Annotated in this window: 23 protein-coding genes, 1 pseudogene and 4 riboswitches; of the genes and pseudogenes, 11 read left to right on the top strand and 13 right to left on the bottom strand. The window is 45.6% G+C overall.

Features of this window, described 5'->3' with window-relative positions:
* Window positions 1–55 precede the first annotated feature (55 nt).
* Entirely contained in the window at window positions 56–1,336 is a 1,281-nt protein-coding gene (gene citH, locus NST79_RS20385) for a citrate transporter CitH (protein WP_003227205.1), read from the bottom strand.
* Window positions 1,337–1,536: 200 nt separating this feature from the next.
* Here citH and NST79_RS20380 point away from each other — a divergent pair, with 200 nt between their 5' ends.
* The 3 genes from NST79_RS20380 (at window position 1,537) to NST79_RS20370 (ending at window position 4,753) form a co-directional block, all read left to right on the top strand.
* On the top strand, window positions 1,537–3,597 hold the full coding sequence (locus NST79_RS20380) for a catalase (protein WP_151262476.1): 2,061 nt from the start codon (window positions 1,537–1,539) through the stop codon (window positions 3,595–3,597).
* A gap of 49 nt (window positions 3,598–3,646) precedes the next feature.
* On the top strand, window positions 3,647–3,937 hold the full coding sequence (locus tag NST79_RS20375) for a hypothetical protein (protein ID WP_014478421.1): 291 nt from the start codon (window positions 3,647–3,649) through the stop codon (window positions 3,935–3,937).
* Window positions 3,938–4,081: 144 nt separating this feature from the next.
* Complete coding sequence (locus NST79_RS20370) at window positions 4,082–4,753, top strand: DUF3298 and DUF4163 domain-containing protein (RefSeq protein ID WP_106073244.1); 672 nt, start codon at window positions 4,082–4,084, stop codon at window positions 4,751–4,753.
* Between the two features lie 41 nt (window positions 4,754–4,794).
* On the opposite strand, the gene NST79_RS20365 is transcribed toward NST79_RS20370, so the two are convergent.
* Window positions 4,795–5,988: a NupC/NupG family nucleoside CNT transporter gene (locus NST79_RS20365; protein ID WP_032725087.1), complete on the bottom strand. Its 1,194-nt coding sequence runs from the start codon at window positions 5,986–5,988 to the stop codon at window positions 4,795–4,797.
* A gap of 127 nt (window positions 5,989–6,115) precedes the next feature.
* Window positions 6,116–6,217, bottom strand: a riboswitch (purine riboswitch).
* Between the two features lie 386 nt (window positions 6,218–6,603).
* On the opposite strand from NST79_RS20365, the gene NST79_RS20360 reads away from it, so the two are divergent.
* The 5 genes from NST79_RS20360 to NST79_RS20340 all read left to right on the top strand — a co-directional run bounded on the left by NST79_RS20360 (window position 6,604) and on the right by NST79_RS20340 (window position 11,201).
* Window positions 6,604–7,452, top strand: coding sequence for a methyltransferase domain-containing protein (locus NST79_RS20360; protein WP_151869967.1), 849 nt, complete (start codon window positions 6,604–6,606; stop codon window positions 7,450–7,452).
* 153 nt (window positions 7,453–7,605) lie between these two features.
* Entirely contained in the window at window positions 7,606–9,024 is a 1,419-nt protein-coding gene (locus NST79_RS20355; protein ID WP_003243205.1) for a GntP family permease, read from the top strand.
* A gap of 23 nt (window positions 9,025–9,047) precedes the next feature.
* On the top strand, window positions 9,048–9,764 hold the full coding sequence (locus NST79_RS20350) for a succinyl-CoA--3-ketoacid CoA transferase subunit A (RefSeq protein WP_014481335.1): 717 nt from the start codon (window positions 9,048–9,050) through the stop codon (window positions 9,762–9,764).
* Window positions 9,761–10,411: a succinyl-CoA--3-ketoacid CoA transferase subunit B gene (locus NST79_RS20345; RefSeq protein WP_003243049.1), complete on the top strand. Its 651-nt coding sequence runs from the start codon at window positions 9,761–9,763 to the stop codon at window positions 10,409–10,411. The genes NST79_RS20350 and NST79_RS20345 overlap by 4 nt, the downstream gene beginning before the upstream one ends.
* 16 nt (window positions 10,412–10,427) lie before the next feature.
* Entirely contained in the window at window positions 10,428–11,201 is a 774-nt protein-coding gene (locus NST79_RS20340) for a 3-hydroxybutyrate dehydrogenase (protein ID WP_003244042.1), read from the top strand.
* A gap of 51 nt (window positions 11,202–11,252) precedes the next feature.
* Here NST79_RS20340 and NST79_RS20335 read toward each other — a convergent pair whose 3' ends face one another.
* The 9 genes and pseudogenes from NST79_RS20335 to NST79_RS20295 all read right to left on the bottom strand — a co-directional run bounded on the left by NST79_RS20335 (window position 11,253) and on the right by NST79_RS20295 (window position 19,065).
* Complete coding sequence (locus NST79_RS20335) at window positions 11,253–12,389, bottom strand: 5-methyltetrahydropteroyltriglutamate--homocysteine S-methyltransferase (RefSeq protein ID WP_212060175.1); 1,137 nt, start codon at window positions 12,387–12,389, stop codon at window positions 11,253–11,255.
* A 77-nt stretch (window positions 12,390–12,466) separates the two neighbouring features.
* Window positions 12,467–12,573: riboswitch (SAM riboswitch) on the bottom strand.
* A gap of 68 nt (window positions 12,574–12,641) precedes the next feature.
* The gene (locus tag NST79_RS20330; RefSeq protein ID WP_014481331.1) at window positions 12,642–13,775 is read right to left on the bottom strand and encodes a 5-methyltetrahydropteroyltriglutamate--homocysteine S-methyltransferase; all 1,134 of its coding nucleotides are present in this window, start codon (window positions 13,773–13,775) and stop codon (window positions 12,642–12,644) included.
* An 82-nt stretch (window positions 13,776–13,857) separates the two neighbouring features.
* A riboswitch (SAM riboswitch) is annotated at window positions 13,858–13,964 on the bottom strand.
* A 65-nt stretch (window positions 13,965–14,029) separates the two neighbouring features.
* The gene (locus NST79_RS20325) at window positions 14,030–14,518 is read right to left on the bottom strand and encodes an LURP-one-related/scramblase family protein (protein WP_014481330.1); all 489 of its coding nucleotides are present in this window, start codon (window positions 14,516–14,518) and stop codon (window positions 14,030–14,032) included.
* Window positions 14,519–14,646: 128 nt separating this feature from the next.
* Window positions 14,647–14,909: pseudogene (locus tag NST79_RS20320) on the bottom strand (hypothetical protein).
* Window positions 14,910–15,198: 289 nt separating this feature from the next.
* Window positions 15,199–15,327: a hypothetical protein gene (locus NST79_RS20315; protein WP_003227241.1), complete on the bottom strand. Its 129-nt coding sequence runs from the start codon at window positions 15,325–15,327 to the stop codon at window positions 15,199–15,201.
* A 104-nt stretch (window positions 15,328–15,431) separates the two neighbouring features.
* Window positions 15,432–16,664: a peptidase T gene (pepT, locus tag NST79_RS20310; protein WP_087962139.1), complete on the bottom strand. Its 1,233-nt coding sequence runs from the start codon at window positions 16,662–16,664 to the stop codon at window positions 15,432–15,434.
* A 49-nt stretch (window positions 16,665–16,713) separates the two neighbouring features.
* Window positions 16,714–17,370, bottom strand: coding sequence for a two-component system response regulator YxJL (gene yxjL, locus NST79_RS20305; protein ID WP_167408555.1), 657 nt, complete (start codon window positions 17,368–17,370; stop codon window positions 16,714–16,716).
* Window positions 17,357–18,574: a sensor histidine kinase gene (gene yxjM, locus NST79_RS20300; RefSeq protein WP_212060177.1), complete on the bottom strand. Its 1,218-nt coding sequence runs from the start codon at window positions 18,572–18,574 to the stop codon at window positions 17,357–17,359. The genes yxjL and yxjM overlap by 14 nt, the downstream gene beginning before the upstream one ends.
* A 17-nt stretch (window positions 18,575–18,591) precedes the next feature.
* Window positions 18,592–19,065 carry a CcdC protein domain-containing protein gene (locus tag NST79_RS20295; RefSeq protein ID WP_042976783.1) on the bottom strand — a complete coding sequence of 158 codons (474 nt, stop codon included), beginning with the start codon at window positions 19,063–19,065 and terminating at the stop codon, window positions 18,592–18,594.
* Window positions 19,066–19,290: 225 nt separating this feature from the next.
* Between NST79_RS20295 and galE the strand changes: the two genes are divergently transcribed.
* Window positions 19,291–20,310: a UDP-glucose 4-epimerase GalE gene (galE, locus tag NST79_RS20290; protein WP_029318629.1), complete on the top strand. Its 1,020-nt coding sequence runs from the start codon at window positions 19,291–19,293 to the stop codon at window positions 20,308–20,310.
* 71 nt (window positions 20,311–20,381) lie between these two features.
* On the opposite strand, the gene NST79_RS20285 is transcribed toward galE, so the two are convergent.
* Complete coding sequence (locus tag NST79_RS20285; protein WP_121549361.1) at window positions 20,382–20,921, bottom strand: DUF4352 domain-containing protein; 540 nt, start codon at window positions 20,919–20,921, stop codon at window positions 20,382–20,384.
* Between the two features lie 388 nt (window positions 20,922–21,309).
* Window positions 21,310–21,412: riboswitch (guanidine-I (ykkC/yxkD leader) on the top strand.
* A gap of 76 nt (window positions 21,413–21,488) precedes the next feature.
* Between NST79_RS20285 and NST79_RS20280 the strand changes: the two genes are divergently transcribed.
* Entirely contained in the window at window positions 21,489–22,325 is an 837-nt protein-coding gene (locus NST79_RS20280; protein ID WP_019712849.1) for a YitT family protein, read from the top strand.
* A 41-nt stretch (window positions 22,326–22,366) separates the two neighbouring features.
* On the opposite strand, the gene NST79_RS20275 is transcribed toward NST79_RS20280, so the two are convergent.
* Complete coding sequence (locus tag NST79_RS20275) at window positions 22,367–23,824, bottom strand: aldehyde dehydrogenase family protein (RefSeq protein WP_212060179.1); 1,458 nt, start codon at window positions 23,822–23,824, stop codon at window positions 22,367–22,369.
* A 128-nt stretch (window positions 23,825–23,952) separates the two neighbouring features.
* On the opposite strand from NST79_RS20275, the gene NST79_RS20270 reads away from it, so the two are divergent.
* On the top strand, window positions 23,953–24,846 hold the full coding sequence (locus NST79_RS20270) for a PucR family transcriptional regulator (protein WP_212060181.1): 894 nt from the start codon (window positions 23,953–23,955) through the stop codon (window positions 24,844–24,846).
* Window positions 24,847–24,951 lie beyond the last annotated feature (105 nt).

The raw sequence follows: 24,951 nt of genomic DNA, 5'->3' as shown, positions 1-24,951 counted from the left end.
TATCCTATTTGATCTTCTCCCCTCTGTACTCAATGCTACGATCAAGCTCATACATTTAGAAAGAAATAATCCCAATCAAAAGTGCGGCAATCGTCATCACAATCGTTGTTCCCACGGCCCATTTAATAGTGAATTTTTGATGGTCGCCAAAGCTGACGCCTGCCATTCCAACCAATAGATAGGTGGAAGGCACAAGCGGGCTGAGCAGATGCACAGGCTGCCCCAGCAAGGAGGCCCTTCCGATTTCAGCGGCGTCTATTCCGTAAGCGGAAGCGGCTTCGGCGATGATGGGAAGGACACCGAAGTAAAAGGCGTCATTCGACATGAAAAAGGTGAATGGCATGCTGACGATCGCAGTGATCAACGGCAGGTGCGGGCCCATGGCATCAGGGATGAGTGAAACGAGAGAATGCGCCATGGCATCGACCATTTTTGTGCCGGAGAGAATGCCTGTGAATATGCCCGCAGCAAACACCATTGAGACAACGTTTAACGCATTACCCGCATGCGCCGAGATTCGTTTCTGCTGCTCTTTGACATTTGGATAGTTAACCATCAAGGCAACGGCGAACGCAGTCATAAAAAGAACAGGGAGCGGCAGCAGGCTGGTGATCAGTGCGGCCATCAGAGCGACAGTCAGCAGCAGGTTAAACCATTGAAGAGCGGGACGCTTGAGCGGTGCGGCCTCCGGATCGGAAGACGGTGCGTGATCAATCGAAATGACGCCGAGCCGCTTCCGCTCTTTCTTTCCGAGGATATAAGCAACGGCGATCACCCAGAGAATGCCGGCGATCATAGCGGGAATCAGCGGCGTGAAAACCTCTGACGTGTCCAATTTTAAGGAAGCCAAAACCCTCGCAGTCGGCCCGCCCCACGGGATAATATTCATAACCCCCGAACCGAGCATCGCTATTCCCGCTAACACCAAACGGTTCATGCCGAGCCGTTTGTAGAGAGGCAGCATCGCTGCAATGGTAATCATATAGGTTGTTGTCCCATCTCCGTCCAGCGAAATGGTCATGGTCAGAACCGCTGTGCCTACGGCGATTTTTAACGGATCTCCTTTGACAAACGATAAGATTTTGGCAATGAGAGGATCAAACAGGCCTGAGTCAATCATAATGCCGAAATACAGGATGGCGAATAACAGCATGATACCGGTAGGGGCGAGGTCTGTAACGCCCTGAATCATCATCTCGCCGAGATCTTTGCCAAATCCGCTGATCAGGGCGAACACAATAGGAACGACAATCAAAGCAATAAGAGCGGAAAGCCGGTTAGACATAATAAGGTACATAAAGACAATCATCATCACAAAACCGAGTATGGCAAGCATGATATGACCTCCCCTATTCAACAGCTTTTTTGGTAAGCGCTTCCATTCTTTCTTTCTGTGAAGAAGGCTTATTTCAAATGTGTATGACCGCATATTTATATGTAGACCAAAAATCCTAATGAGCGGATTAGCAGTTTATATGAAGAACGCCACGGGTAAATGTGCTGTAGAATGTTTCGTTTTAAAAAGGGGGAGCAGACATGAGTGATGACCAAAACAAACGTGTAAATGAACACTCAAAGGACGAGCAGCTTGAGCAGTACAGGACCGATAACAGCGGGAAGAAAATGACGACAAACCAAGGCTTGCGAGTGTCAGAGGATGAGCATTCGTTAAAAGCCGGGGTTCGCGGCCCGACGCTGATGGAGGATTTTCACTTTCGGGAGAAAATGACGCACTTTGACCATGAGAGGATTCCGGAGCGCGTTGTGCATGCACGCGGGTATGGCGTGCATGGCTTTTTTCAGGTTTACGAACCAATGACAGAATATACACGGGCCAAATTTCTTCAGGACCCTTCGGTGAAGACACCGGTATTTGTCCGTTTCTCTACGGTTGCGGGTTCTAAAGGCTCCGCAGACACGGTGCGGGATGCCAGAGGCTTTGCGACAAAATTTTATACTGAAGAAGGAAACTATGACCTTGTGGGAAATAACATTCCGGTGTTTTTCATTCAAGACGCAATCAAATTTCCGGATTTGGTTCATGCGTTTAAGCCTGAACCTCACAATGAAATGCCTCAGGCAGCGACTGCTCACGATACGTTTTGGGATTTTGTCGCCAATAACCCTGAGTCGGCTCACATGGTGATGTGGACGATGTCAGACAGAGGCATCCCGCGCAGCTACAGAATGATGGAAGGCTTCGGCGTTCACACGTTCCGTTTTGTCAATGAACAAGGAAAGGCACGTTTCGTGAAATTTCACTGGAAGCCGGTGCTCGGCGTGCATTCTCTCGTATGGGATGAAGCGCAGAAAATTGCCGGGAAAGATCCGGATTTCCATCGCCGTGACCTGTGGGAAACAATTGAAAACGGCGGCAAGGTTGAATACGAGCTCGGCGTGCAGATGATTGATGAGGAAGATGAATTCAAGTTTGATTTTGATATTCTTGATCCGACTAAGCTGTGGCCGGAAGAGCTTGTGCCGGTGAAGATCATTGGGAAAATGACGCTGAACCGCAACCAGGATAATGTGTTTGCGGAAACAGAACAAGTCGCATTCCACCCGGGAAATGTCGTGCCGGGCATCGATTTTACAAATGACCCGCTATTGCAGGGGCGACTTTTCTCTTATACGGATACACAGCTGATTCGTCTTGGCGGTCCGAACTTCCATGAGCTTCCGATTAACCGGCCGGTATGTCCATTCCATAACAATCAATACGACGGTTATCACCGGATGACGATCAATAAGGGACCTGTCGCTTATCATAAAAACTCTCTGCAAAACAATGATCCGTCGCCAGCGACAGCTGAAGAAGGCGGCTACGTCCACTATCAGGAAAAAGTCGAGGGCAAAAAAATCCGCCAGCGAAGCGACAGCTTCAACGATTATTACTCACAGGCGAAGCTTTTCTGGAACAGCATGTCTCCTGTGGAGAAACAGCATATCATTTCTGCTTTCTGCTTCGAGGTCGGGAAGGTCAAAAGCAAAGACGTACAGCGGCAGGTCGTTGATGTCTTCAGCAATGTCGATGCAGATTTAGCAGAAGAAATCGCCAAAGGAGTAGGCGTGGCGGCGCCCGCGAAGCGTAAAGCATCTAAAGAAATTCTTACTTCGCCTGCGTTAAGCCAAGCCCGTACAGTGAAAACCGCGTCAACAAGAAAAGTCGCTGTACTCGCCGGAAACGGATTTCATGAAAAAGAGCTGCAAACAGTACTGGAAGCCTTAAAGCAAGAAGGAATCACAGTGGATATCATCAGTCAAAATCTGGGGTATATGACAAGCGGCAGCGGACAGCAGCTTGAGGCCAACGGCACGTTCCTGACGGTTGATTCTGTTCTGTATGATGCCGTCTATGCCGCAGGAGGACTGGAGTTAAAAGACAACAAACAAGCGATGGCGTTTATCAGAGAAGCTTACAATCACTACAAGGCGATCGGTGCGGCAAATGAAGGAATTGACCTTCTTCAATCCTCTGTCGGGACAACAGAGGGGCCAGGCATCGTAACGGCTAAAGATGAACCTGACTACACCGCTTTCAGCAAGGCATTTATCGATGCGGTTGCTGCTCATCGCCATTGGGATAGACGAATTTGATCGGCTCCTGTATCTTTAAGGAAGATACTTTTCATAAGGAGCATGACAAATGAACGAAAAACAGCTCGCTGAAGCTTACGAACGCGATGAAAATATGATGATTTTGGTGTTTGCCCAATGGTGCGTGAACCATGATCTTGATCCGATGGAGCTGTACGCCAAAGCGTATCCGCAGCAAAAGCTGAATGAAAGCTTGAAAAAAACCATGGACGATCTTGTCGTGCCAAAACACGAAGCAGAGCACATTCCGGACCAGACTGTCATTGCGGTATTAGAGATGTTCGGAAATACAGATTTGGCACAGGCCGTTCATGAAGCGATTTCTGGGCGCAAACAGTAAAAAAAGAGACATCCTGTGTCTCTTTTTTTATTGGAAAAATCATGCTGTTAGACCTAGAAACTTCTTTCAATTTAATCAGTCTATAAAAGTGTGTATTGCTTAAATAAGGGAATGTTAAACAACGACATCAAAGGAGGAGATCGTATGAAATGGAATAACATGCTGAAAGCAGCGGGGATTGCAGTCTTGCTTTTTTCCATAGTTGCATATGCGGCCCCATCTCTAAAAGCAGTTCAAACGAAAACACCGACTGTCAGCACCCATACGTACAAAAAGATCAAGGAGTTAACGTATCCACAAGTGCATCACGTCGGGGATGCCGCGTTTGAAAAGAAAATCAATCAAGAGCTGAAAGCCTACATTGAACAATCGTATCAGGAATACCTGAAAAACAAAAAAGCAGGCGAACAGCAGGGCTTTAAAACGGAATATCAAACATCCTTCAGCGTCAAATACAATGCGGCAGGCAAGCTCAGCATTCAAACACTCAATTATATCTATTCAGGGGGCGCCCACGGTCTAACGTCTGTCCAGTCCTTCAACTATGACTTGAAAGCACAAAAGCGGGTGACGCTGGATCAGATTCTGAACACCAAAACAAAAGTCAGCAAAACGAGAGATTATCTATATAGCTATATCAAAAAACACGATGAGCTGTTTTTCCCTGATGTTAAGAAAGAGGATATAACCCTAAACAAAGACACAATGTTTTACTTTACGGCAAACGGGATCGCCATCGTCTTTGGCCAGTATGACTTGGGGCCTTATGCAGCGGGAATCCGGAATTTGCAGGTGCCAGCCTCTATTTATCAATAATGAAAAGAGCCATATCCGAAAAGGGATATGGCTCAATGTTTCTACCACACAAACAGGCCGACAATCGCAGCACTTAATAAAGATACCGCAATTCCGCTGACGAGCAGCTTCCACACGTTTTTCCCGATGACCGTTGACTTTTCTCCGTCAAGGATCGAATTGTACGTGCCGTAAATCATGCCGACCGTACTGAAGTTTGCAAAGGACGTCAGGAATGTCGTCGCCACCGCAACGGTGTGAGGCGGAAGGGATTTGAGATTGTTTTTCAAGTCAAGCATCGCAACAAACTCGTTCGTTGCTAATTTCATGCCCATCAGCTGAGCAACATACATCGCATCGTGCACTGGCAATCCAAGCAGGAATGCGAACGGACTGAACAGGTAAGCAAAAATCGTCTGGATGGTCAGGCCGTGTACGAAAACGCCAAGAATGCCATTAACTGCTGACGTTAATGCGACATATCCGATCACCATTGCCAAAATAACGATCACCATGTTCATGCCGACAAGCATACTGTTAGAAATCGTAGAGAAAAAGTCTTTCTTCTCTTCTTTAGGCGGTGTATAGATGATATCTTCATCCTCCGGCACGTGAACAGGATTCAGCAGGTTTGCGATAATCAGCGCGTTTAAGCAGTTCAAAGGAATCGCTGTAAACACGTATGTCGCGGGCACCATTGACAGATAAGATCCGATAATGGAGCCGCTGATGCTGCTCATGCTCATTAAGCCGAATGTGAGCAGGCGGTTGTTGCTTAAAACCGTTAGCTGCTGGCGGATAACCGCAAGTGCTTCGGTATTTCCCAGGAACATCATTTGAATAGAGAAAAAGCTTTCTAATTTCGGCAAGCGGGAAGCCTTAGAAATCACCCATCCGATTTTATCAATCAGCCAAGGCAAAATGCCGAAATACGTTAAAATATCAAAGAATGTGACGATAAAGATAATTGGAAGAAGCGCACTAAAGAAAAAGTCTACTGTTTCATTCGCCATCACTGACGGAAAGGCAAACGCGATACCGTCACTGGCGCAAGCAATCAGCCAAGTGAAGAAATCACCGATTTTACCGATGGCCCAGCTTCCGACTTTTGTTCCCAGCATAAACCAAGTAATCAGCAATTCCAGAACAATTAACGTAATGATCGGGCGCCACTTGATTTTCTTTTTCTGCGGAGAACATAGGAATACAACTGCCATAATCACAATGAGACCGACAAGGTTTAGTAAAAAGTACATGATAGCAACTCCTATGAGGGTTATTATGGAAACAAAAAAAGCTCTTATCCTTCACAAATTCTGGAAGTGCAGAAAGTGTGAAAAATAAGAGCAAACAGAAAAGAACTTGTCCTTTTCAACTCGTTCAAATTTATTCAAACTTTCTTGTAGTCTAGTTTTTTACGGTTACTAGGTAGAAACAATCAGACCATATTACTGATCATATACAAGAATGTCTTTTTCTAAGATGATAGCAGTATTTTATCCTTTCACTTTTTGAAAATCAACCTTTTTAACTATTTTCACAATAATAAAATTTATATTCTAAAATGAGAAAATAAAGGAAAAACATGCTGGATTGCTATGCTGATATGATGTTGGCGGGATACCAGCATGTCAGTACTGATTTTTCTTCACTATAAGGTTCCAGCTCCTGGAGATTTGTTGTATGATGGAAATGGGGAAACCTATACAGCAGAAAGGGAGTTTTTTTCATGATTATCCAATTCATTCGTTATAGATAATGACAGGTGTAGACAAACTGCCAGACCTGGCCAATTTTTGAGATAGGCCTAGGTTTATTTGTCTATGCCTTTTTCATTTATCTAAAAATGAATGAATGGGGTGTTTTTTATCATGAAGCGAACAGTTGATTTCAGCATGTTTCGATGCCCGCTCTGCGATTCTTCTATGGATGCGGCATCAGGGAAAAGCTTGATTTGTACAGAACGAGGACATACATTTGATCTATCTCGGCACGGCTACGTGAACTTTCTGACGAAGCCGGTCAAAACCAGTTACGGTGCTGAGCTTTTTGAAGCGAGGAGCAGGCTGATTGGAGAATGTGGTTTTTTTGACCCGCTCCATGATGCGATTGCAGAACTCATCAGTCATCCCACATCTGGTCATGAGGCATTCACCATCCTGGACAGCGGTTGCGGTGAGGGTTCTCATTTGAATGCGCTTTGCGGGTTTGATTATGCAGGGAAAGCAGCGATAGGAACCGGCATAGATCTTTCGAAAGATGGGATCTTAAAAGCTTCTAAGGCATTCAAAGATCAGATGTGGGCGGTTGCCGATGTGGCGCGTGCTCCTTTTCATGATCGCCAATTTGATGTTGTTCTGTCTATTTTTTCGCCGTCCAATTATGCAGAGTTTCATAGACTGCTGAAGAATGATGGCATGCTCGTAAAAGTAGTGCCGCGAAGCGACTATTTAATAGAATTAAGGCAATTTTTATATACTGATTCACCAAGGCGCACGTATTCCAATGCGGCAGCTGTTGAGCGTTTTGCAGCAAATGCAGCACACAGCCGTCCTGTCAGGCTGCGCTATGTTAAAACGCTTGACCAGCAGGCGATCCACTGGCTTCTCAAGATGACGCCGCTTGCCTGGTCGGCGCCGAAAGATCGAGTCAGCCTCCTGAAAGAGATGAAATCAGCCGATATTACGGTTGATGTTGATATCCTAATAGGAATGAAATGAATGGCAGAGGAAAGCTCCGAAAAAAGGAGCTTTCCTTTTTTAATCGGAATAGTTGGCCCACGCTTCTCGTACATATGGAAAGGGGACGGAAACAGCCGATGCGGACAGGTTTATGTAAACGCTTTCTAGTTCGCGGAAACGGGGGATGTGTGTGTGGAACTGATCATCATTCTATTGGCGTTAGGTTTGCTGATGTTTACGGCGTATCGGGGATTTTCTGTCATATTGTTTGCGCCGATTTGCGCGTTATTCGCGGTGCTGCTGACAGATCCAAGCCATGTGCTTCCTTTTTTTTCATCAATTTTTATGGAGAAGATGGCGGGTTTTATTAAGCTGTATTTCCCAGTGTTTTTGCTCGGTGCCATTTTTGGAAAGGTCGTTGAAATGGCCGGGCTTGCGGCATCAATCGCGAAAACAATTGTCCGGCTTGTCGGGGCAAAAAGAGCGATACTTGCCATTGTGCTGATGGGTGCTGTCTTGACGTACAGCGGTGTCAGCCTGTTTGTTGTCGTATTTGCCGTATATCCTTTTGCGAAAAACATGTTCCAAGAAGCAAACATACCAAAACGCCTCATCCCGGGAACGATTGCTTTAGGTGCTTTTACGTTTACGATGGACGCACTTCCGGGGACGCCGCAAATCCAAAATGTCATTCCGACGTCGTTTTTCAAAACAGACATTTATGCCGCCCCTTGGCTGGGCTTGATGGGCGCAGTGATTGTGCTGGCAGCTGGGATGCTCTATTTGGAATCAAGGCGGAAAAAAGCGCAGGCATCTGGCGAAGGCTATGGCGGTTTTGATTCGCAGAATGCTCCTGCTCCTGAATCGATTGAGTCCGCGGCTGAACCGGACAAAAGCCCGATTCGGCACGCGCTTGCCTTTGTCCCGCTTATTCTCGTCGGTGCAGTGAATAAATATTTCACCATTTACCTGCCAAAGTGGTATCCGAATGGATTTGATTTTTCTTCCATAGGATTAAAGGAGTTCGGCAGGCTTGATATTTCTTCAGCAGCTGCTATTTGGTCGGTGGAGATTGCTTTAGTGATTGGCATCATCACAACGATTTTATTTGATTGGAGAAGTGTGTTTGCCCAATTGAAGGAAGGGCTGAATGAAGGGATTGGCGGCGCCTTGCTGGCATCTATGAATACGGGTGCCGAGTACGGGTTCGGCGGCATTATCGCCGCGCTGCCGGGGTTTCATAAGCTGAGCAGCGGTATTTCACATACTTTTACCGATCCGCTTGTAAATGGCGCCGTTACGACAACTGCGTTGGCGGGAATCACCGGCTCGGCTTCAGGAGGAATGGGCATTGCGTTAAGCGCGATGTCAGAGCAGTACTTACAGGCGATTCAGGCTTATAATATTCCGCCGGAGGTGATGCATCGAGTCATTTCAATGGCATCAGGCGGGATGGACACACTGCCGCATAATGGCGCCGTCATTACGCTTCTGGCTGTGACGGGACTGACTCACAGGCAATCGTATCGCGATATTTTTGCAATCACGCTCATCAAAACGGCTGCCGTATTTGCTGTGATCGCGATTTACAGCCTGACTGGTCTAGTGTAGAAGAAAACGAAAGGGGCATCAATATGGGAAAAGTGCTGTCATCAAGCAAGGAAGCTGCGAAATTGATTCATGATGGGGATACGCTGATCGCGGGAGGGTTTGGGCTGTGCGGCATCCCTGAACAGCTCATTTTGTCTATAAGAGATCAGGGAGTAAAGGATTTAACCGTTGTCAGCAATAACTGCGGAGTCGATGACTGGGGGCTTGGTTTGCTTCTGGCTAACAAGCAAATCAAGAAAATGATCGCTTCCTATGTCGGTGAAAATAAAATTTTTGAGCGGCAGTTTTTAAGCGGAGAGCTTGAGGTCGAGCTTGTTCCCCAAGGAACGCTCGCTGAGAGAATTCGTGCAGGCGGTGCAGGCATACCGGGATTTTATACGGCGACAGGCGTCGGCACCTCCATAGCCGAGGGAAAAGAACATAAAACATTCGGCGGCCGGACTTATGTGCTGGAGCGAGGCATTACCGGCGATGTGGCGATCGTCAAAGCGTGGAAAGCGGACACCATGGGCAATTTGGTTTTTAGGAAAACGGCGAGAAATTTCAATCCCATTGCCGCCATGGCAGGCAAGATCACGATTGCCGAGGCGGAAGAAATCGTGGAAGCAGGAGAGCTCGATCCAGATCATATCCATACGCCGGGAATTTACGTACAGCATGTCGTGCTTGGCGCGAGCCAAGAAAAACGGATTGAAAAACGAACAGTTCAGCAAGCATCGGGAAAGGGTGAGGCCAAGTGAAGGAAGCGAGAAAACGAATGGTCAAACGGGCTGTACAAGAAATCAAGGACGGCATGAATGTGAATCTCGGGATTGGCATGCCGACGCTTGTCGCAAATGAGATACCCGATGGCGTTCACGTCATGCTTCAGTCGGAAAACGGCTTGCTCGGAATCGGCCCCTATCCTCTGGAAGGAACGGAAGACGCGGATTTGATCAATGCGGGAAAGGAAACGATCACTGAAGTGACGGGCGCCTCTTATTTTGACAGCGCTGAGTCATTCGCGATGATAAGAGGCGGGCATATCGATTTGGCTATTCTCGGCGGAATGGAGGTTTCGGAGCAGGGGGATTTGGCCAATTGGATGATCCCGGGCAAAATGGTAAAAGGGATGGGCGGCGCCATGGATCTCGTCAACGGGGCGAAACGAATCGTTGTCATCATGGAGCACGTCAATAAGCATGGTGAATCAAAGGTGAAAAAAACATGCTCTCTTCCGCTGACAGGCCAGAAAGTCGTACACAGGCTGATTACGGATTTGGCTGTATTTGATTTTGTGAACGGCCGCATGACACTGACGGAGCTTCAGGATGGTGTCACAATTGAAGAGGTTTATGAAAAAACAGAAGCTGATTTCGCTGTAAGCCAGTCTGTACTCAATTCTTAATGGGAAGGTGTTTGACATGAGAAAACAAGTCGCTTTGGTGACAGGGGCTGCCGGCGGAATCGGATTCGAAATCGCAAGAGAATTCGCCCGGGAAGGTGCCAGCGTCATCGTTTCAGACCTCCGTCCGGAAGCATGTGAAAAAGCAGCCTCCAAGCTTGCAGAAGAAGGCTTTGACGCGGCGGCCATTCCGTATGATGTGACAAAGGAAGCGCAAGTTGCTGATACGGTGAACGTCATCCAAAAACAATACGGCCGCTTGGATATTCTGGTGAACAATGCCGGTATTCAGCACGTCGCTCCGATTGAAGAGTTTCCGACAGACACCTTTGAACAGCTGATCAAGGTCATGCTGACGGCTCCCTTTATTGCAATGAAGCATGTTTTTCCGATCATGAAAAAACAGCAGTTTGGCAGAATCATTAATATTGCGTCTGTTAATGGATTAGTGGGCTTTGCAGGGAAATCCGCTTATAATAGCGCCAAGCACGGCGTCATTGGACTCACAAAAGTAGGGGCGCTGGAAGGCGCGCCCCACGGCATAACAGTCAATGCGCTCTGTCCGGGTTATGTCGATACCCAGCTTGTACGCAATCAGCTTAGCGATCTATCGAAAACTAGAAATGTCCCTTACGACTCTGTACTTGAACAAGTCATTTTTCCGCTTGTGCCGCAAAAGCGACTGCTTTCCGTCAAGGAAATTGCGGATTATGCCGTGTTTTTGGCAAGCGAGAAGGCGAAGGGCGTCACTGGGCAGGCTGTCGTCCTTGATGGGGGCTACACCGCACAATGACATAAAAAACACACTTGCTCCGCTAGGGAATCAAGTGTGTTTTTTCTTTGCTTATTTCCAAACTTCATTAGCGATCTCAACAACATGGCGGAGCTTCGCCCATTGCTGTTCTTCAGTCAGCTTGTTGCCTTCCTCAGTTGAAGCGAATCCGCATTGAGGGCTGAGGCAAAGCTGGTCTAAGCTTACATAACGGGACGCTTCTTCGATACGGCGTTTCACGTCATCCGGATTTTCAAGCTCGCCGAATTTAGATGTCACTAAGCCAAGAACAAGCTGAAGATCAGACCGTTTTACGTAACGGAGTGGCTCAAATCCGCCTGAGCGTGAATCATCATACTCTAAGAAAAGTCCGTCAAGATTCAAGCCATCAAAAATGGTTTCGGCTGCTGCGTCATAGCCGCCTTCCGCTGTCCAAGTGGACTGGAAGTTGCCGCGGCAAATATGCATGGTTACCGTCAAGTCATCCGGGCGGTCTGCAATCGCGTCGTTAATGGATTTCGCAAACAGCTGGCGAAGCTCGTCAGGCGTTGTTCCGAACGCTTCGATTTGTTTTAAGCCTTTTTCAGATAAGAAAACGGCCCACGCTGTATCATCAAGCTGGAGGTAGCGGCAGCCTCTGTCATAAAACGCTTGAATCGCTTTTTTATATGCTTTGGATACATCATGCTGGAAAAGGTGATAGTCGTTTTTGTATGCACCTTTTTCCAATTTTCCGCGGAAAAACAGCATATTCGGGCTTGGAATCGTCATCTTTGGCGTCGCGTCACCGGCAATGCTATGGAGAAATGAGTAATCTTCAAGCATTGGGTGAGTTGAAAAGTCGATATCACCTGTGACTTTAATGCCGCGTGCTTTTGTCTGTACGTTATGGAATTGAATGCCTTGCTCAGGAGTAAACGGCTCAACGCCATCTAAGTTTTCCAGGAAATCAAAGTGCCACCATGCTCTGCGGAATTCACCGTCTGTCACGACGTTCAGGCCGGTTTCCTTCTGTTTTTCCACAATGCGGATAATTTCATCGTTTTCGATCTGGCGAAGCTGCTCAGCCGTAATATCGCCGGCCGCTTTTTGCAGCCGCGCTTTTTTAACGGGCTCAGATCTCAACAGGCTTCCGACTTGATCCGCGCGAAACGGCGGTTTTTTTCTTTGAAGTGATTTTTGTTCTGCGGGTGTTGTTTGTTGTGACATGTTGTCCATTCCTTCTTTCCATTCAAATGTAAAAAAGCTCTTCCTTTGGATAAGGAAGAGCTTGCGTGACAATCTCAACCTTATCTTCAAGAGCAATCATTGCTCTAAAGGATTTAGCACCATTCTGTTAAACAGCGGTTGCCGGGTATCGCAGGGCCAGTCCCTCCACCTCTCTTGATAAGGAAAACCTTTTTATGAAATTTTCTGATAGTATCTATTATTCACACATTTTCTATTTCTGTCAATGATAGATTATCTCCACACATCGTTGGCAATGTCGATGACATGGCGAAGCTTTGCCCATTGCTGCTCCTCTGTCAGAAGGTTGCCTTCTTCTGTAGAGGCGAAACCGCACTGCGGGCTCAGGCATAGCTGGTCCAAGCTGACAAAACGCGCGGCTTCATTGATACGGCGTTTCACATCCTCAGGATTTTCAAGCTCGCCGTATTTCGATGTGATCAAGCCGAGCACAATTTGCAGATCCTTGCGCTTCACAAAACGGAGCGGATCAAAGTTTCCGGAGCGGTCATCATCGTATTCCAAGAAAAGGCCGTCAAGGTTTAAGCCGTCCAAAATCGTTTCCGCTACAGCGTCGTACCCTCCTGATGCCGCCCAGGTTGAACGGAAGTTGCCGCGGCAAATGTGCATTGTGATCGTTAAATCGTCAGGCCGGTCTGCGACGGCATCGTTAATTGTTTTGGCAAATATGGCTGGCAATGTTTCTGGATCGCCGCCGAGCGCCCGGACAACCTCTCTGCCTTTTTCCTCAAAGAAGAGAGACCATGACGTATCATCGAGCTGGAGATAACGGCAGCCAGCATCATAGAAGGCTTTGATTGCTTTTTTGTACGCTTGGGCCAGATCATGAAAGTATTCCTCTTGATCGTCATAAATCCCTTTATCCGCCTTTTCGCCAAAAAACAGCATATTTGGGCTGGGAATGGTCAATTTTGGCGTCGCGTTACCAGCAATCTCATGTAAAAATTGATAATCAGCAAGCGCTGGGTGGCTCGTAAAATCGAGTTTTCCCGTCACTTTGATGCTGCGCGCTTTCGTTTTTGTGTTATGGAACTGAATTCCCTCAGCCGGGATGAACGGTTCCACACCGTCAAGCCCTTCCAGGAAGTCATAATGCCACCAGGAACGTCGGAATTCCCCGTCTGTTACCACATCGAGACCGATTTCTTTTTGTTTTTCCACGATGCGGGTGATCTCTTGATTTTCGATATCACGAAGCTGTTCCGCTGTCATCTCACCAGCCGCTTTTTTTTGCCGGGATTCCTTCACCGGAACGGAACGAAGCAAACTGCCGACATGATCGGCGCGGAAAGGTGCTTTGCGTTGTTTTTCTGTTTTTTGTCCTGCAACATTCGTTTGTTGAGCCATGTTATTCGCCTCTTTTCTGAAATATTGAGCATGTAAAAAGCTCTTCCTTTGTGTAAGGAAGAGCTTGAACGATCAAATCTCCGCCTCATCTGCAAGAACGCAATGTTCTTAAGGATTTAGCACCATTCTGTTTGAAACAGCGGTTGCCGGGTATCATAGGGCCAGTCCCTCCACCTCTCTTGATAAGGTACAACTTCATATTCAGATTTCAATTATCTTAATATTATTACTTTTGGATCAATTGTCAATGCTTTTTAGAAAATACTTTCATCTTCATCGTTATATAAAACCATATCAAGCACGATAGCGATGGCAGTGCAAATCAGAACATCTCCCTCGTTTGCAATCTGCAAGTGATAGGAATCACCCCAACTGAGCCACTTTTTGCTCACTGACATCCGGACATTTTCCCCGTCCGTCAGCTGGAATTCATCCCTCCATAAATCACCATCGATTTCCCAGTTAAGCCCGGAAATCACAAATTTCGGTTTGAAAAACGTTACTTTCTTCGTTACCTCACAAACTGTTTTCCCGCCAATTGAAATCTCATAGCGCGGCAATAAAGACATTAGTTTTTGTTCTATGGAAACGAGCGTTTTCCCAGATGAGTCTGTCATTTGTAATGAGTCTCCTAACGAGAAAAAACGCCCCTCCACCTTGAATGTTTCTTGTTCATCCCGGTCATAAATGTGAAATGCATCTTTAAATGAGAACATTTTTTGTTTCATAAATAACTCGATCATTGCTGAAGTCTCCTTTGGGTTTGCCTTGTATGAAATTACGGATAGGTGGCGAAAAGGTTTCAGGCTCTAAATCAAACCAATTTTAAAAGGCTGCGTGATTCAGCAGCCTTTTCGTTTGAAATATAGAATTAGGAAAGATGCATCCGGCGTTTTTGGCGGATGGCGTCAAGGTCGATTAGGTTGTTGTGATGAGGTGCGGCTGCTGGCAGAGGGCTTGTCTTTTGCGGTTTGCGGCGATTGTCCTTGCTGAAAGAAAAAAGAAGATAGCCGCATAATGCGATGATAATAAATAGGATCATATTACATACCTCCCAAAAAAGTTTTGGTACTCTCTATTGTACGGATAAAATGCCAAAAAGTATTCAAAAAATTCTAAATCAATAAATAACAAGAAACTGTCCCTCTAAAACAGTATTACCTGATGACCTGAAAATAGTCTTGAATTACGCTGTTTGCTCTTGTTGATGATTGGTTCTATAGTTACTATCGACGATAAAATAAATTCCTTTATACAACTTTTAACCTAAGTTTACGTAATTCGAATTACCTGTTTTTGGGTGCTGTTTTCTTGCTTGTTTGGTTTATACCCTATTTTGCGGAATTGAACACAAAAAACCCAAATTACGGAGCATTTGGGCGGTACGGGTGAATACGGATTGTATTTTGGGGATTTGAATGTTTTATTTGAAGAAGCGTTTGAACATTTTTCTGATTTTTTGAAATGGGCTGGATTTCTTTTGCATGTTAAGCGGCCTGGAAATGATCCATTTTTTCAAGAGACTCTTTGCGGCGATTGCATGTTTTGTCATTGTTTTTCCTCCTCATTTGTTGATACTTGTTTTACGGAGGACGCGTTTAAAATGTTTCATTTTCACACAAAAAAACCAGTCCTTTTTTGGACTGGCTTTTGGCATTATGCTTGCGCTTCAAACTGCTTTGCGATCTCAACGATGACATTTACAGCTTTGACCATGTTATCAACTGAGATGTATTCAAATTTGCCGTGGAAGTTTTCCCCGCCGGTAAAGATGTTTGGCGTCGGAAGCCCCATGTAGGATAGCTGCGATCCGTCGGTGCCGCCGCGGATGGGGGAAATCTTCGGTTCGATGCCGAGGTTTTCCATCGCTTGCTTTGCAATGTTGACGATTTCGATGACAGGTTCAATTTTCTCTCTCATGTTGTAGTATTGGTCGTTCATATCCAACAGAATCCGGTCTTGCCCGTATTCGTTTTGAAGTTCTTCAACGGCACGCTTCATTGTTTCTTTTCTGTTTTGGAAATTCTCTTTGTCAAAGTCTCTGATAATGTAGTGGAGCTTTGTTTCCTCTACGTCTCCTTGAATCGACAGCAGGTGGTAGAAGCCTTCATAGCCTTCCGTATACTCAGGCGCTTCGTCTGCCGGCAGCAGGCTGTTCAGCTTCATCGCGATTTTCGCAGAGTTGATCATTTTCCCTTTAGCTGTTCCGGGATGTACGTTGTTGCCTTTAATCGTAATTTTTGCGGCAGCGGCATTGAAGCTTTCATATTCAAGCTCGCCGAGCGGGCCGCCGTCAACCGTGTAGGCAAAGGATGCATTGAACCGTTTCACATCAAATTTGTGCGGCCCTCTTCCGATTTCTTCATCAGGCGTAAAGGCGACTCTGATTGTGCCGTGCTTGATCTCAGGGTGTTTGATGAGGTAATCCATGGCTGTCATGATTTCAGCGATACCGGCCTTATTGTCTGCGCCGAGAAGGGTGGTGCCGTCTGTGGTGATGAGTGTATGGCCCTTATAGCCAGACAGCTCAGGGAATTGATCAGGTGACAGAGTGACCTGCAGCTGTTCGTTAAGAACGATGTCTTTTCCATCATAGCTTTCGATGATTTGCGGATTCACGTTTTTGCCGGTAAAGTCTGTAGCGGTGTCGACGTGAGCGAGAAAGCCGATTGTCGGCACGTCTTTTTCAGTATTGGAGGGAAGAGTTGCCATGACATAGCCGTTTTCATCAATGGCTGCATCCTGCATGCCGATGGACTTCAATTCATCAACGAGCATGTTTCCTAATGTCAATTGGCCGGGTGTGGAAGGACAATTCTCAACGGATTCATCGGACTGTGTGTCGACTTTTACATATGTAGTAAACCGTTCAATGATTTCTTCTTTCATTTCCAATCATCTCCTTTGTCTTATTTTAGCATGGCGGGATGAGAGATTTCTATTGCACAATACCGTTTCGAATGGCAAAAACGACTGCCTGTGTCCGGTCTTGGGCATTGCATTTTTGCAGGATGCGGTGCACGTGGGTTTTCACAGTGCTTTCACTGACGAAAAGCTTTTCAGCAATATCCTCATTTCTCAGTCCGTAGGCCATTTGCTGAAGAACCTCAAGCTCTCTTTTGGTGAACGGCTCTGCCAGTTCTTCGGCATAAGGCTGTTGCTTCGCTCGAAATGTCTCACTGATAATTTTAGCAGCTGTGACTGTACGGAAAATCGCCTCGCCTCTCGCCGCAGCGCGAATCGCATCTATCAGCTCTTCAGGAAGTGTATCCTTCAGCAGATAGCCGACTGCGCCCGCACGGATGCCTTCAAATACGAATTCTTCCGTGTCAAAGGTGGTTAAAATGACTATCTTTGTATCTGGAAGTGCGGACATAATGTCTTTCGCCGCTTCGATGCCTGAGCAATGCGGCATCTGGACATCCATGAGGATGACATCGGGTTTTGTTTGTTTTGCGAGTGCTATAATATCGTGACCGTCGCCGGCCTCGCCAGAAACCGTCATATCCGGCTGTGCGTTGATGATGTAGCGGAAGCCTTCACGCACAAGCGGCTGATCATCGGCAAGCGCGACGCGTATGTTATCTTTGTTCATCTTTTTGCTCCTTATGCGTTGTCATGAGCGGCAATGACAGCTCAATTTTCAGGCCGCTCGGCTGTACGGCACTGAAAGTAAGGGAACCGCCTGCTTTTTCTGCGCGCTCTTTCATTCCTGTCAGGCCAAATCCATAAGTAAGGCTGCCGGTGAATTGTCCGTCGTCGGTGATTGTGACATAGAGATGGGACTTGTCATTAGAAATGACGGCCTCCGCATGAGAAGCGTCAGCGTGACGAATGATATTGGTCAGCGCTTCCTGCAAGATGCGGTAGATCGTTTCGCTCACGTTTGGAGGCCAAGACTCTTCTGACAGTCCGGCAGTATCTAAAGAAACGTGCAAGCCGCTCCGTTCCTCCACTTGATGAATGAGCCCCCGCAAAGCGGTAAGCCCCACCATCGATTCACTACGGCCCATTTGGTGAACGACAGACCGCACTTCTTGAAGACATTCCCTGGCGACACTCAGTACATTTTGAATGACTTTTTCTGAATCCTCCTTGCTGCTTTTAAGGATATAGGGAAGGGATTGAAGCTGAACAATCACAGAAGTCAGCTCGTGACCGATGCTGTCATGAATGTCACGGGCAATTCTTGTACGTTCCTCAAGGACCGCGTACCTTAATGAAAGAACAGAAGCCTCCTGCAACTCTGCATGCGCTTTCTGGAGTTCTTTATGAGCATGTTCCAGCTGCACATGCATTTTTGCCAATTCAGCATGATTCCGTTCAGCCTCCCTTCTCGCTTCTCGTCTGAAACGCATGGAGGAGAAGAAGACGTAGAGTCCGATCATGATCGAGATGTTGCTGATGATGGTATTCAAGCTTCCTCCATGTGAGGATAGGAGTAATATGTTGCCTCCAATTAAACATGCTGTGAAGATCAAGGATAGCCGTGAAGGGAGTCTAAAGGCGGCATATATCATTAAAAATACAATCAAAAAATAGGCGGCACCCTGCTCTTGGCCGGAAACAGCCCAAAAGAAATCGGTCAGGAGCCAGAGTCCGATGAATATGCTCAAACTAACAGCAGTGGATACCACATAGGGAATGATCCAAATGAATGCTAAGTATACCGCAAATACAAATGCTAACAAAATGGGATCAGCCTTAGTTGGATGAGATAAAAATTGTATGCAATTCAAAATGAGAATAAGGCTCGGCACAAGCTTCTTGTAGTGCCGAGCCGGAGATTGTCCGTTCATGCTGGTCCTTCTTTCAGTTATTGAATGGATACTTTGCCAGCGGTCAGCCGTCTGTAAGCTTTATAAAGCATGATGTTACGGGCTGTGATGGTGCCGAGGGGAACGAAGAACATAGAATGAATAATGGCAATAAACATCTCGTTGCTATCAGGCAGCCATGTTCTCGCGGCCATGCGCAAAGAAAGTATCACTAGAATGAGAATAACACTTCCAAGGGAGCCGCGTGAAGTGACCTTTCCGGTTTCCGGGTGAATCCGCACGTTTACCATCTTTCCAATGCCAAACCCGCAGACCAGCCCGATCAGTAATAAAATGCCGCTGATCGCCACATGTAATACGGAATGAAAATACGCCGGCTGAAACGATGCAGATACGCCCCATAAGAGCAACAGCGGAATGATCAGCAACTTCCCGGGCTTTACCGTTCTTTCTCGATACATCGATAAAATAATAAGAATCAATACAATAAAAATATAAGGGCTCATCGCCATGTCATCAAATCCTTTCTGCATTAAGCATAGCGAAAATAGGAAAGAAAAACGTCAACCGGCAGATTGATTTTTCAGCTCTATACTTGCTCGCTGCATAAAGGTATGAAAATGCTAATAATATATGAAGAAACTATTAATAAACGATTAAACTTCTTAAAAATGGATGTGGACCGGTTCTAAACACTATATAATGAAAACAGGTCATTTTTTAGGAGGGTTTACATCATGGCAATACTTGTTACTGGCGGTGCCGGGTACATTGGCAGCCACACATGTGTTGAACTATTGAACAGCGGCTACGAGATTGTTGTTCTTGATAATCTGTCTAACAGTTCGGCTGAGGCGCTGAACCGTGTAAAGGAGATTACAGGAAAAGATTTAACGTTCTACGAAGCGGATTTATTGGACCGGGAAGCGGTAGATTCCGTTTTTGCGGAAAATGAAATCGAAGCTGTGATTCATTTTGCGGGGTTAAAAGCAGTCGGTGAATCTGTGGCGATTCCGCTCAAATATTATCATAACAATCTGACAGGAACGTTTATTTTATGCGAGGCCATGGAGAAATACGGCGTTAAGAAAATCGTATTCAGTTCATCTGCGACAGTGTACGGCGTTCCGGAAACATCGCCGATTACGGAGGACTTTCCATTAGGTGCGACAAATCCTTATGGGCAGACGAAGCTCATGCTTGAACAAATATTGCGTGATTTGCATACAGCCGACAATGAGTGGAGCGTTGCGCTGCTTCGTTACTTTAACCCGTTCGGCGCGCATCCAAGCGGACGGATCGGTGAAGACCCGAACGGAATCCCAAATAACCTTATGCCGTATGTGGCACAGGTAGCAGTCGGGAAGCTCGAGCAATTAAACGTATTCGGAAATGACTATCCGACAAAAGACGGGACAGGCGTACGCGATTATATTCACGTCGTTGATCTCGCAGAAGGACACGTCAAGGCGCTGGAAAAAGTATTGAACTCTACAGGAGCCGATGCATACAACCTTGGAACAGGCACAGGCTACAGCGTGCTTGAAATGGTCAAAGCCTTTGAAAAAGTGTCAGGGAAAGAGGTTCCGTACCGTTTTGCGGACCGCCGTCCGGGAGACATCGCCACATGCTTTGCAGATCCTGCGAAAGCCAAGCGGGAACTGGGCTGGGAAGCGAAACGCGGCCTTGAGGAAATGTGTGCTGATTCCTGGAGATGGCAGTCTTCTAATGTGAATGGGTATAAGAGTGCGGAATAAGAATGGAGGCCTTCTCAATAGAGAAGGCCTTTAAAGAACAAGGGTGCCTGAACAGGCACCCTTTTTAGCTGTTATTTGATTTTCACAATAACATCATTACTGAATTTTAGTTTCCAAGTGCCTTTTGCATAAGCTTCCTTGTCAACTTCAAATGCTTTTACACCTGTTACTTTAATATTAGGATTTAGATCACTCAAAATTTTAGAGTTATCAACTTTTGTCTCAGTTGCATAGTTTACAGAAGCATCAATATCAGAATCATAAGAAGTACCATCAGCATCAACTAATTTAACAGTTGGAATTGAAAAAGAGCTAATCGGTTTTTTAGATACGTTTTTAATTGTATATTGAACAGCTACAATAGTACCTCCCTCAGATGCTTTCTTTTCAACATATTGAGTACCGACAGTATCTCTGTCCTCTACCTTCGTAACTGTCACTTCAGTTTTTTCAGTTTTTACAGTATCACCGATATTGTATGTTTTTTCAGTTTCTGCTTTGCTGCTGCTTGATGTTTTGGAAGTGGCTTCTGAACCGCCTCCGCCAATCATATTACCGATAATAATGATGACAACAACTGCGAGAATAAACGTAATGATTTTATGTCGCATAAAAAAGTTACGTTGATCCTTACCGCAGTTAGGACATTTTTTTACACCCTTTGCAATTTCTTGACCGCAAGCTTTACAGGGTACTAGTTTTCCTGCCATTATATTTCCTCCTATGTAATAAAATGTACGAAACATATGTACTATAATGCCTATATTATTTCACTTAGTCAATATAAAATTATGAATTTCTCATAATTATTATCATTTATAGTTAAATTTACTTGTAAAATATATGCTTTTTTTCTTATCGGTTATATCTGTTCTTTTTTAATAGATAAATCATTTTTTCTTCCAGCTTATCTGATGAAAACTCCGCAAATACCCCTTGAACCAATTCGAACCGTCCCTTATAATGCTAATATTGGAAAGTGAAAAGGATATGATAAAAACAGTGGTTTTCTAGGGTTCCGCAATGCAAATTGGACTGTGACCGAGAGAAAACACATAGCAGCTTGGCTGTTATGACACGGTGGGATAAAAGCCCAGGAGTTTCTGCTCTTTTTCGAGAGCGTTCTCCTGGGTTTTTTTATTTGCTAGAACAGAACAATGAGAAGGAGTGTTTTCGTGATGAAAAAGAGAATGTTGGATGTACTTATGCTTGTGATTGGCGCTTTTTTCTTCGCGCTTGCGGTTAATTTATTTGCGATTCCCAATGATCTTGGGGAAGGCGGAGTCACTGGGATTACGCTGATATTGTATTATCTGTTTCAATGGTCTCCTGGTGTCACGAACTTTATCTTAAATGCGTTTTTGCTTTTAATCGGCTACAAGTTTCTGGATGGAAAAACAACGGTTTATACGATCATTGCGGTTGCGGCAAATTCGCTTTTTCTTCATCTGACACATGGGTGGAGCATTCCGTCTGATGAATTGATCATTAATGCGATTTTCGCAGGTGTATTTGCGGGAGTCGGGATCGGCATGATTATCCGGGTCGGCGGGACGACAGCCGGTTCCGCAATTTTGGCCAGAATTGCTAATAAATATTTAGACTGGAATATCAGCTATGCACTCTTGTTTTTTGATTTAATCGTAGTATTCAGCTCTTATTTTATTATTGGTGCAGAAAAAATGATGTTTACGATCGTGATGCTGTATATCGGTACCAAAGTGATGGACTTCATTATTGAAGGTTTGAATACGAAAAAAGCCATTACGGTCATTTCAGAAAATAAGAGTGAGATTGCAGAGCAGGTAAATACCTTGATGGATCGGGGCGTGACGATTTTATCAGGGAAGGGAAATTATACGGGCCAGTCAAAAGAGATTTTGTATATCGTCATTAACAAACAGGAGCTGTCTATGCTGAAAAAAATCATTAGAAGCTGCGACAAAAAAGCGTTTGTGATCGTACATGACGTACGCGATGTGTTTGGCGAAGGGTTTGTGGATATATCTAAATAAAGAAAAATCCCTCTGTACTTGAAACAGAGGGATTTTTTCATTTAGAACGGATATTTGCGGTATTGCTTCTGTATCGAAATCCATTTCGTCACGGTAAATTCCTCGACGACCCACGGATTGCCGAAACGGCCGACACCGCTTGCTTTGTTTCCGCCAAAGGCAATATTCGGCGAATCATTGACGGACTGGTCGTTGACATGGGTCATGCCGCTGTCAATTTGCAGGGCGAACTTTTCGCCTTTTTCTAAATCAGAAGTGAAAACCGCAGAGCTGAGGCCGTATTCAGTATCATTTGCCATGTCAATCGCTTCCTGGTCGTTGCCAGCTTTAATAATGGTTGCGATTGGGGCAAACAGCTCCGTTTGGGCAATTTTGCTGTTGTTGTCCGCACCGACAAAGACGTACGGCGTCAGCACGTTTCCGACGCGTTTTCCTTCAACCGCAAGCTCAATGCCGTCTGTCTTTGCCTGCTCAATGATCTCCAGTGCTTTCTTGATTTGGCGCTCGTTGATCAGCGGGCCGACAACGGTTTTCGGATCGGTTTGATCGCCGTACGGAAGCTGTTTGACACGGGCGGTGAATTTTTCTACAAACTCATCGTATACATCTTGATGAACGATGATCCTGTTGATAATCATACAGATTTGTCCCTGGTGAATAAATTTTCCGAAAATCGCGGCATCCACAGCACGATCGACATCCGCATCTGAAAGAACGGCAAATGGATTGTTGCCGCCGAGCTCAAGTGCCATTCGTTTGAAGGCGCGACCGGCGATTTCACCGATGTGGCGCCCGACTGCGGTTGATCCCGTAAAGCTGATTAATCTCGGGATTGGATTGGTGAGCATGCCGTCCCCGATTTCCTTTACATCCGTCAGCATGACGTTAAGGACACCGGCAGGAAGACCGGCGTGTTCAAACGCTTTCGCAATGATGGTCCCGCCGGAAATAGCAGTTTGGATATCAGGCTTGTGAACAACGCTGTTACCCAGCGCAATTGCGGGCGCAATGGATCTCATGGATAGATTCATTGGGAAATTAAATGGAGAAATCGATGAAATGACACCTAGCGGAAGGCGGTAAATCTTATTGGTTTTCCCTTCAATGTCGGATGGCACCTCTTTGACGCCGCCTAATTCACCAGTATACGTCATGGCTTCATCTAAAATCGCAATCGTTTGTTCCAGCTCGATTGTTGATTTAATGATCGTTCCGCCAGTTTCGCGGGCAATCATCAAAATGATGTCATCACGGTTTTCCTGTAAATAGCCGCGCGCTTTTTGCAGGACGGCTTTTCGGTCTTCCGTTGTGCTCTTGGCCCACTCTTTTTGGGCTTTCTGTGCAATGTCAAACGCATCCTCTAGCTGTTTGCCCGTTGCCAAAGATGCTGTTGTGATCACAGACTGGTCATACGGATTCAAAATGTCCTCCGTACGTTCGCTTTCTCCCTCAGTCCATTTTCCGTTGATAAAACTTTTGTTTAACGTTTCGAAACTCATAAGATGGCCCTCCTTTTCCCTTTCAGTTTCTCGTCTATCTATACCGGATATACTCTTTTTTAGTGGAGAACATGTGTGTTTCGCCTTATACTGAATATACAGATCCTTACATAAAGAGAGGAGACTCTATGAAATCGCTGCTGGCTATTTATCCCGGTTCGATTGTGTCTGAGGAGCTTTGCATAAGGGAAGGCTGTCTATGTTTTTTTGATGAGAGCAATCAGAGATATATCTCCATTCCGAAAACAGAGATCAGTGAAAAAGAAGTATTGGTGCTGCAATCATTTTTGACGCCTGCGGATGAGGGCAATCAACTGTCTATGAAATCACCTGAGGAAAACAAGTGGTTTTCGTTCCTATTTTCCAGAGGGGAATTGCCGGCGTACATAAAGAAACGGACGAGATTTGTTCACTTTCATTTATTCGGCAAAATAGAAAGGACGTCCTTTACAGAAGCGGTTCGCCATTTTTGGCCGGTGTCTTTTGTGATTGTGTGGATTCATGAGGACAGAGGCGTGATTGTCGAGCAGGAAAGTGAAGCGGCGGCGAAGAAGGGCGAACTGGAATCGCTCGCAAAAGTTCTTGAAAGTGATTTCTACTTCAGTGTCCGTTTTTATGCCGGAAGATTTTACGAGCCGGATGAGTGTCTGCGAAAACATTACACTCGTGAACAGGCGTATTTCCTGTTTGCTGAAAAAAGGCTGCCTCAGGTGCAGAGTGTGACCTTTGAGATGATCTTTCCTTTTCTATTATTAGAAACAGAAAAAGATAAACTGGAAACGCTGCTCTCTGAAGAAGCTGAGCTTTTATTTGGAAGTGAAGCTGAGCTAAGGAAGACCATTAAGCTGTTTATTGAAAACAACTCAAACGTCACATTAACAGCGAAAACGCTGCATCTGCATCGCAACAGCCTGCAATATCGGATTGATAAATTTATTGAGCGGTCAGGGATAGATATCAAATCGTACAAAGGCGCGCTTCTTGCCTATTTTATCTGCCTGCAAAATGAAAGTTCAGAATAAATTGGAAATATGCACGAAAAATGGCTGGGTGATTTTATGAACGCTGCCCATTTTAGCGAGAGGGAATTGCTGTTACACTCAACATAAGAAAACGTTTACAATAAC

The organism is Bacillus sp. PS196 (genome assembly GCF_037963555.1).
In the GTDB taxonomy this organism is placed as follows: Bacteria; Bacillota; Bacilli; order Bacillales; family Bacillaceae; genus Bacillus; species Bacillus subtilis.
The sequence above is the reverse complement of the archived record's forward strand: the minus strand, read 5'-3'. Positions and strand labels throughout refer to the sequence as shown.

Coding starts and splice junctions, on each gene's coding strand:
- NST79_RS20350 (WP_014481335.1), top strand. CDS start 9,048: ATGGGAAAAGTGCTGTCATCAAGCAAGGAAGCTGCGAAATTGATTCAT.
- NST79_RS20280 (WP_019712849.1), top strand. CDS start 21,489: ATGAAAAAGAGAATGTTGGATGTACTTATGCTTGTGATTGGCGCTTTT.
- NST79_RS20275 (WP_212060179.1), bottom strand. CDS start 23,824: ATGAGTTTCGAAACGTTAAACAAAAGTTTTATCAACGGAAAATGGACT.
- NST79_RS20375 (WP_014478421.1), top strand. CDS start 3,647: ATGAACGAAAAACAGCTCGCTGAAGCTTACGAACGCGATGAAAATATG.
- yxjM (WP_212060177.1), bottom strand. CDS start 18,574: ATGAACGGACAATCTCCGGCTCGGCACTACAAGAAGCTTGTGCCGAGC.
- NST79_RS20315 (WP_003227241.1), bottom strand. CDS start 15,327: ATGACAAAACATGCAATCGCCGCAAAGAGTCTCTTGAAAAAATGGATC.
- NST79_RS20285 (WP_121549361.1), bottom strand. CDS start 20,921: ATGCGACATAAAATCATTACGTTTATTCTCGCAGTTGTTGTCATCATT.
- pepT (WP_087962139.1), bottom strand. CDS start 16,664: ATGAAAGAAGAAATCATTGAACGGTTTACTACATATGTAAAAGTCGAC.
- NST79_RS20340 (WP_003244042.1), top strand. CDS start 10,428: ATGAGAAAACAAGTCGCTTTGGTGACAGGGGCTGCCGGCGGAATCGGA.
- NST79_RS20330 (WP_014481331.1), bottom strand. CDS start 13,775: ATGGCTCAACAAACGAATGTTGCAGGACAAAAAACAGAAAAACAACGC.
- NST79_RS20335 (WP_212060175.1), bottom strand. CDS start 12,389: ATGTCACAACAAACAACACCCGCAGAACAAAAATCACTTCAAAGAAAA.
- NST79_RS20370 (WP_106073244.1), top strand. CDS start 4,082: ATGAAATGGAATAACATGCTGAAAGCAGCGGGGATTGCAGTCTTGCTT.
- NST79_RS20380 (WP_151262476.1), top strand. CDS start 1,537: ATGAGTGATGACCAAAACAAACGTGTAAATGAACACTCAAAGGACGAG.
- NST79_RS20365 (WP_032725087.1), bottom strand. CDS start 5,988: ATGTACTTTTTACTAAACCTTGTCGGTCTCATTGTGATTATGGCAGTT.
- NST79_RS20325 (WP_014481330.1), bottom strand. CDS start 14,518: ATGATCGAGTTATTTATGAAACAAAAAATGTTCTCATTTAAAGATGCA.
- citH (WP_003227205.1), bottom strand. CDS start 1,336: ATGCTTGCCATACTCGGTTTTGTGATGATGATTGTCTTTATGTACCTT.
- NST79_RS20270 (WP_212060181.1), top strand. CDS start 23,953: ATGAAATCGCTGCTGGCTATTTATCCCGGTTCGATTGTGTCTGAGGAG.
- yxjL (WP_167408555.1), bottom strand. CDS start 17,370: ATGAACAAAGATAACATACGCGTCGCGCTTGCCGATGATCAGCCGCTT.
- NST79_RS20360 (WP_151869967.1), top strand. CDS start 6,604: ATGAAGCGAACAGTTGATTTCAGCATGTTTCGATGCCCGCTCTGCGAT.
- NST79_RS20295 (WP_042976783.1), bottom strand. CDS start 19,065: ATGGCGATGAGCCCTTATATTTTTATTGTATTGATTCTTATTATTTTA.
- galE (WP_029318629.1), top strand. CDS start 19,291: ATGGCAATACTTGTTACTGGCGGTGCCGGGTACATTGGCAGCCACACA.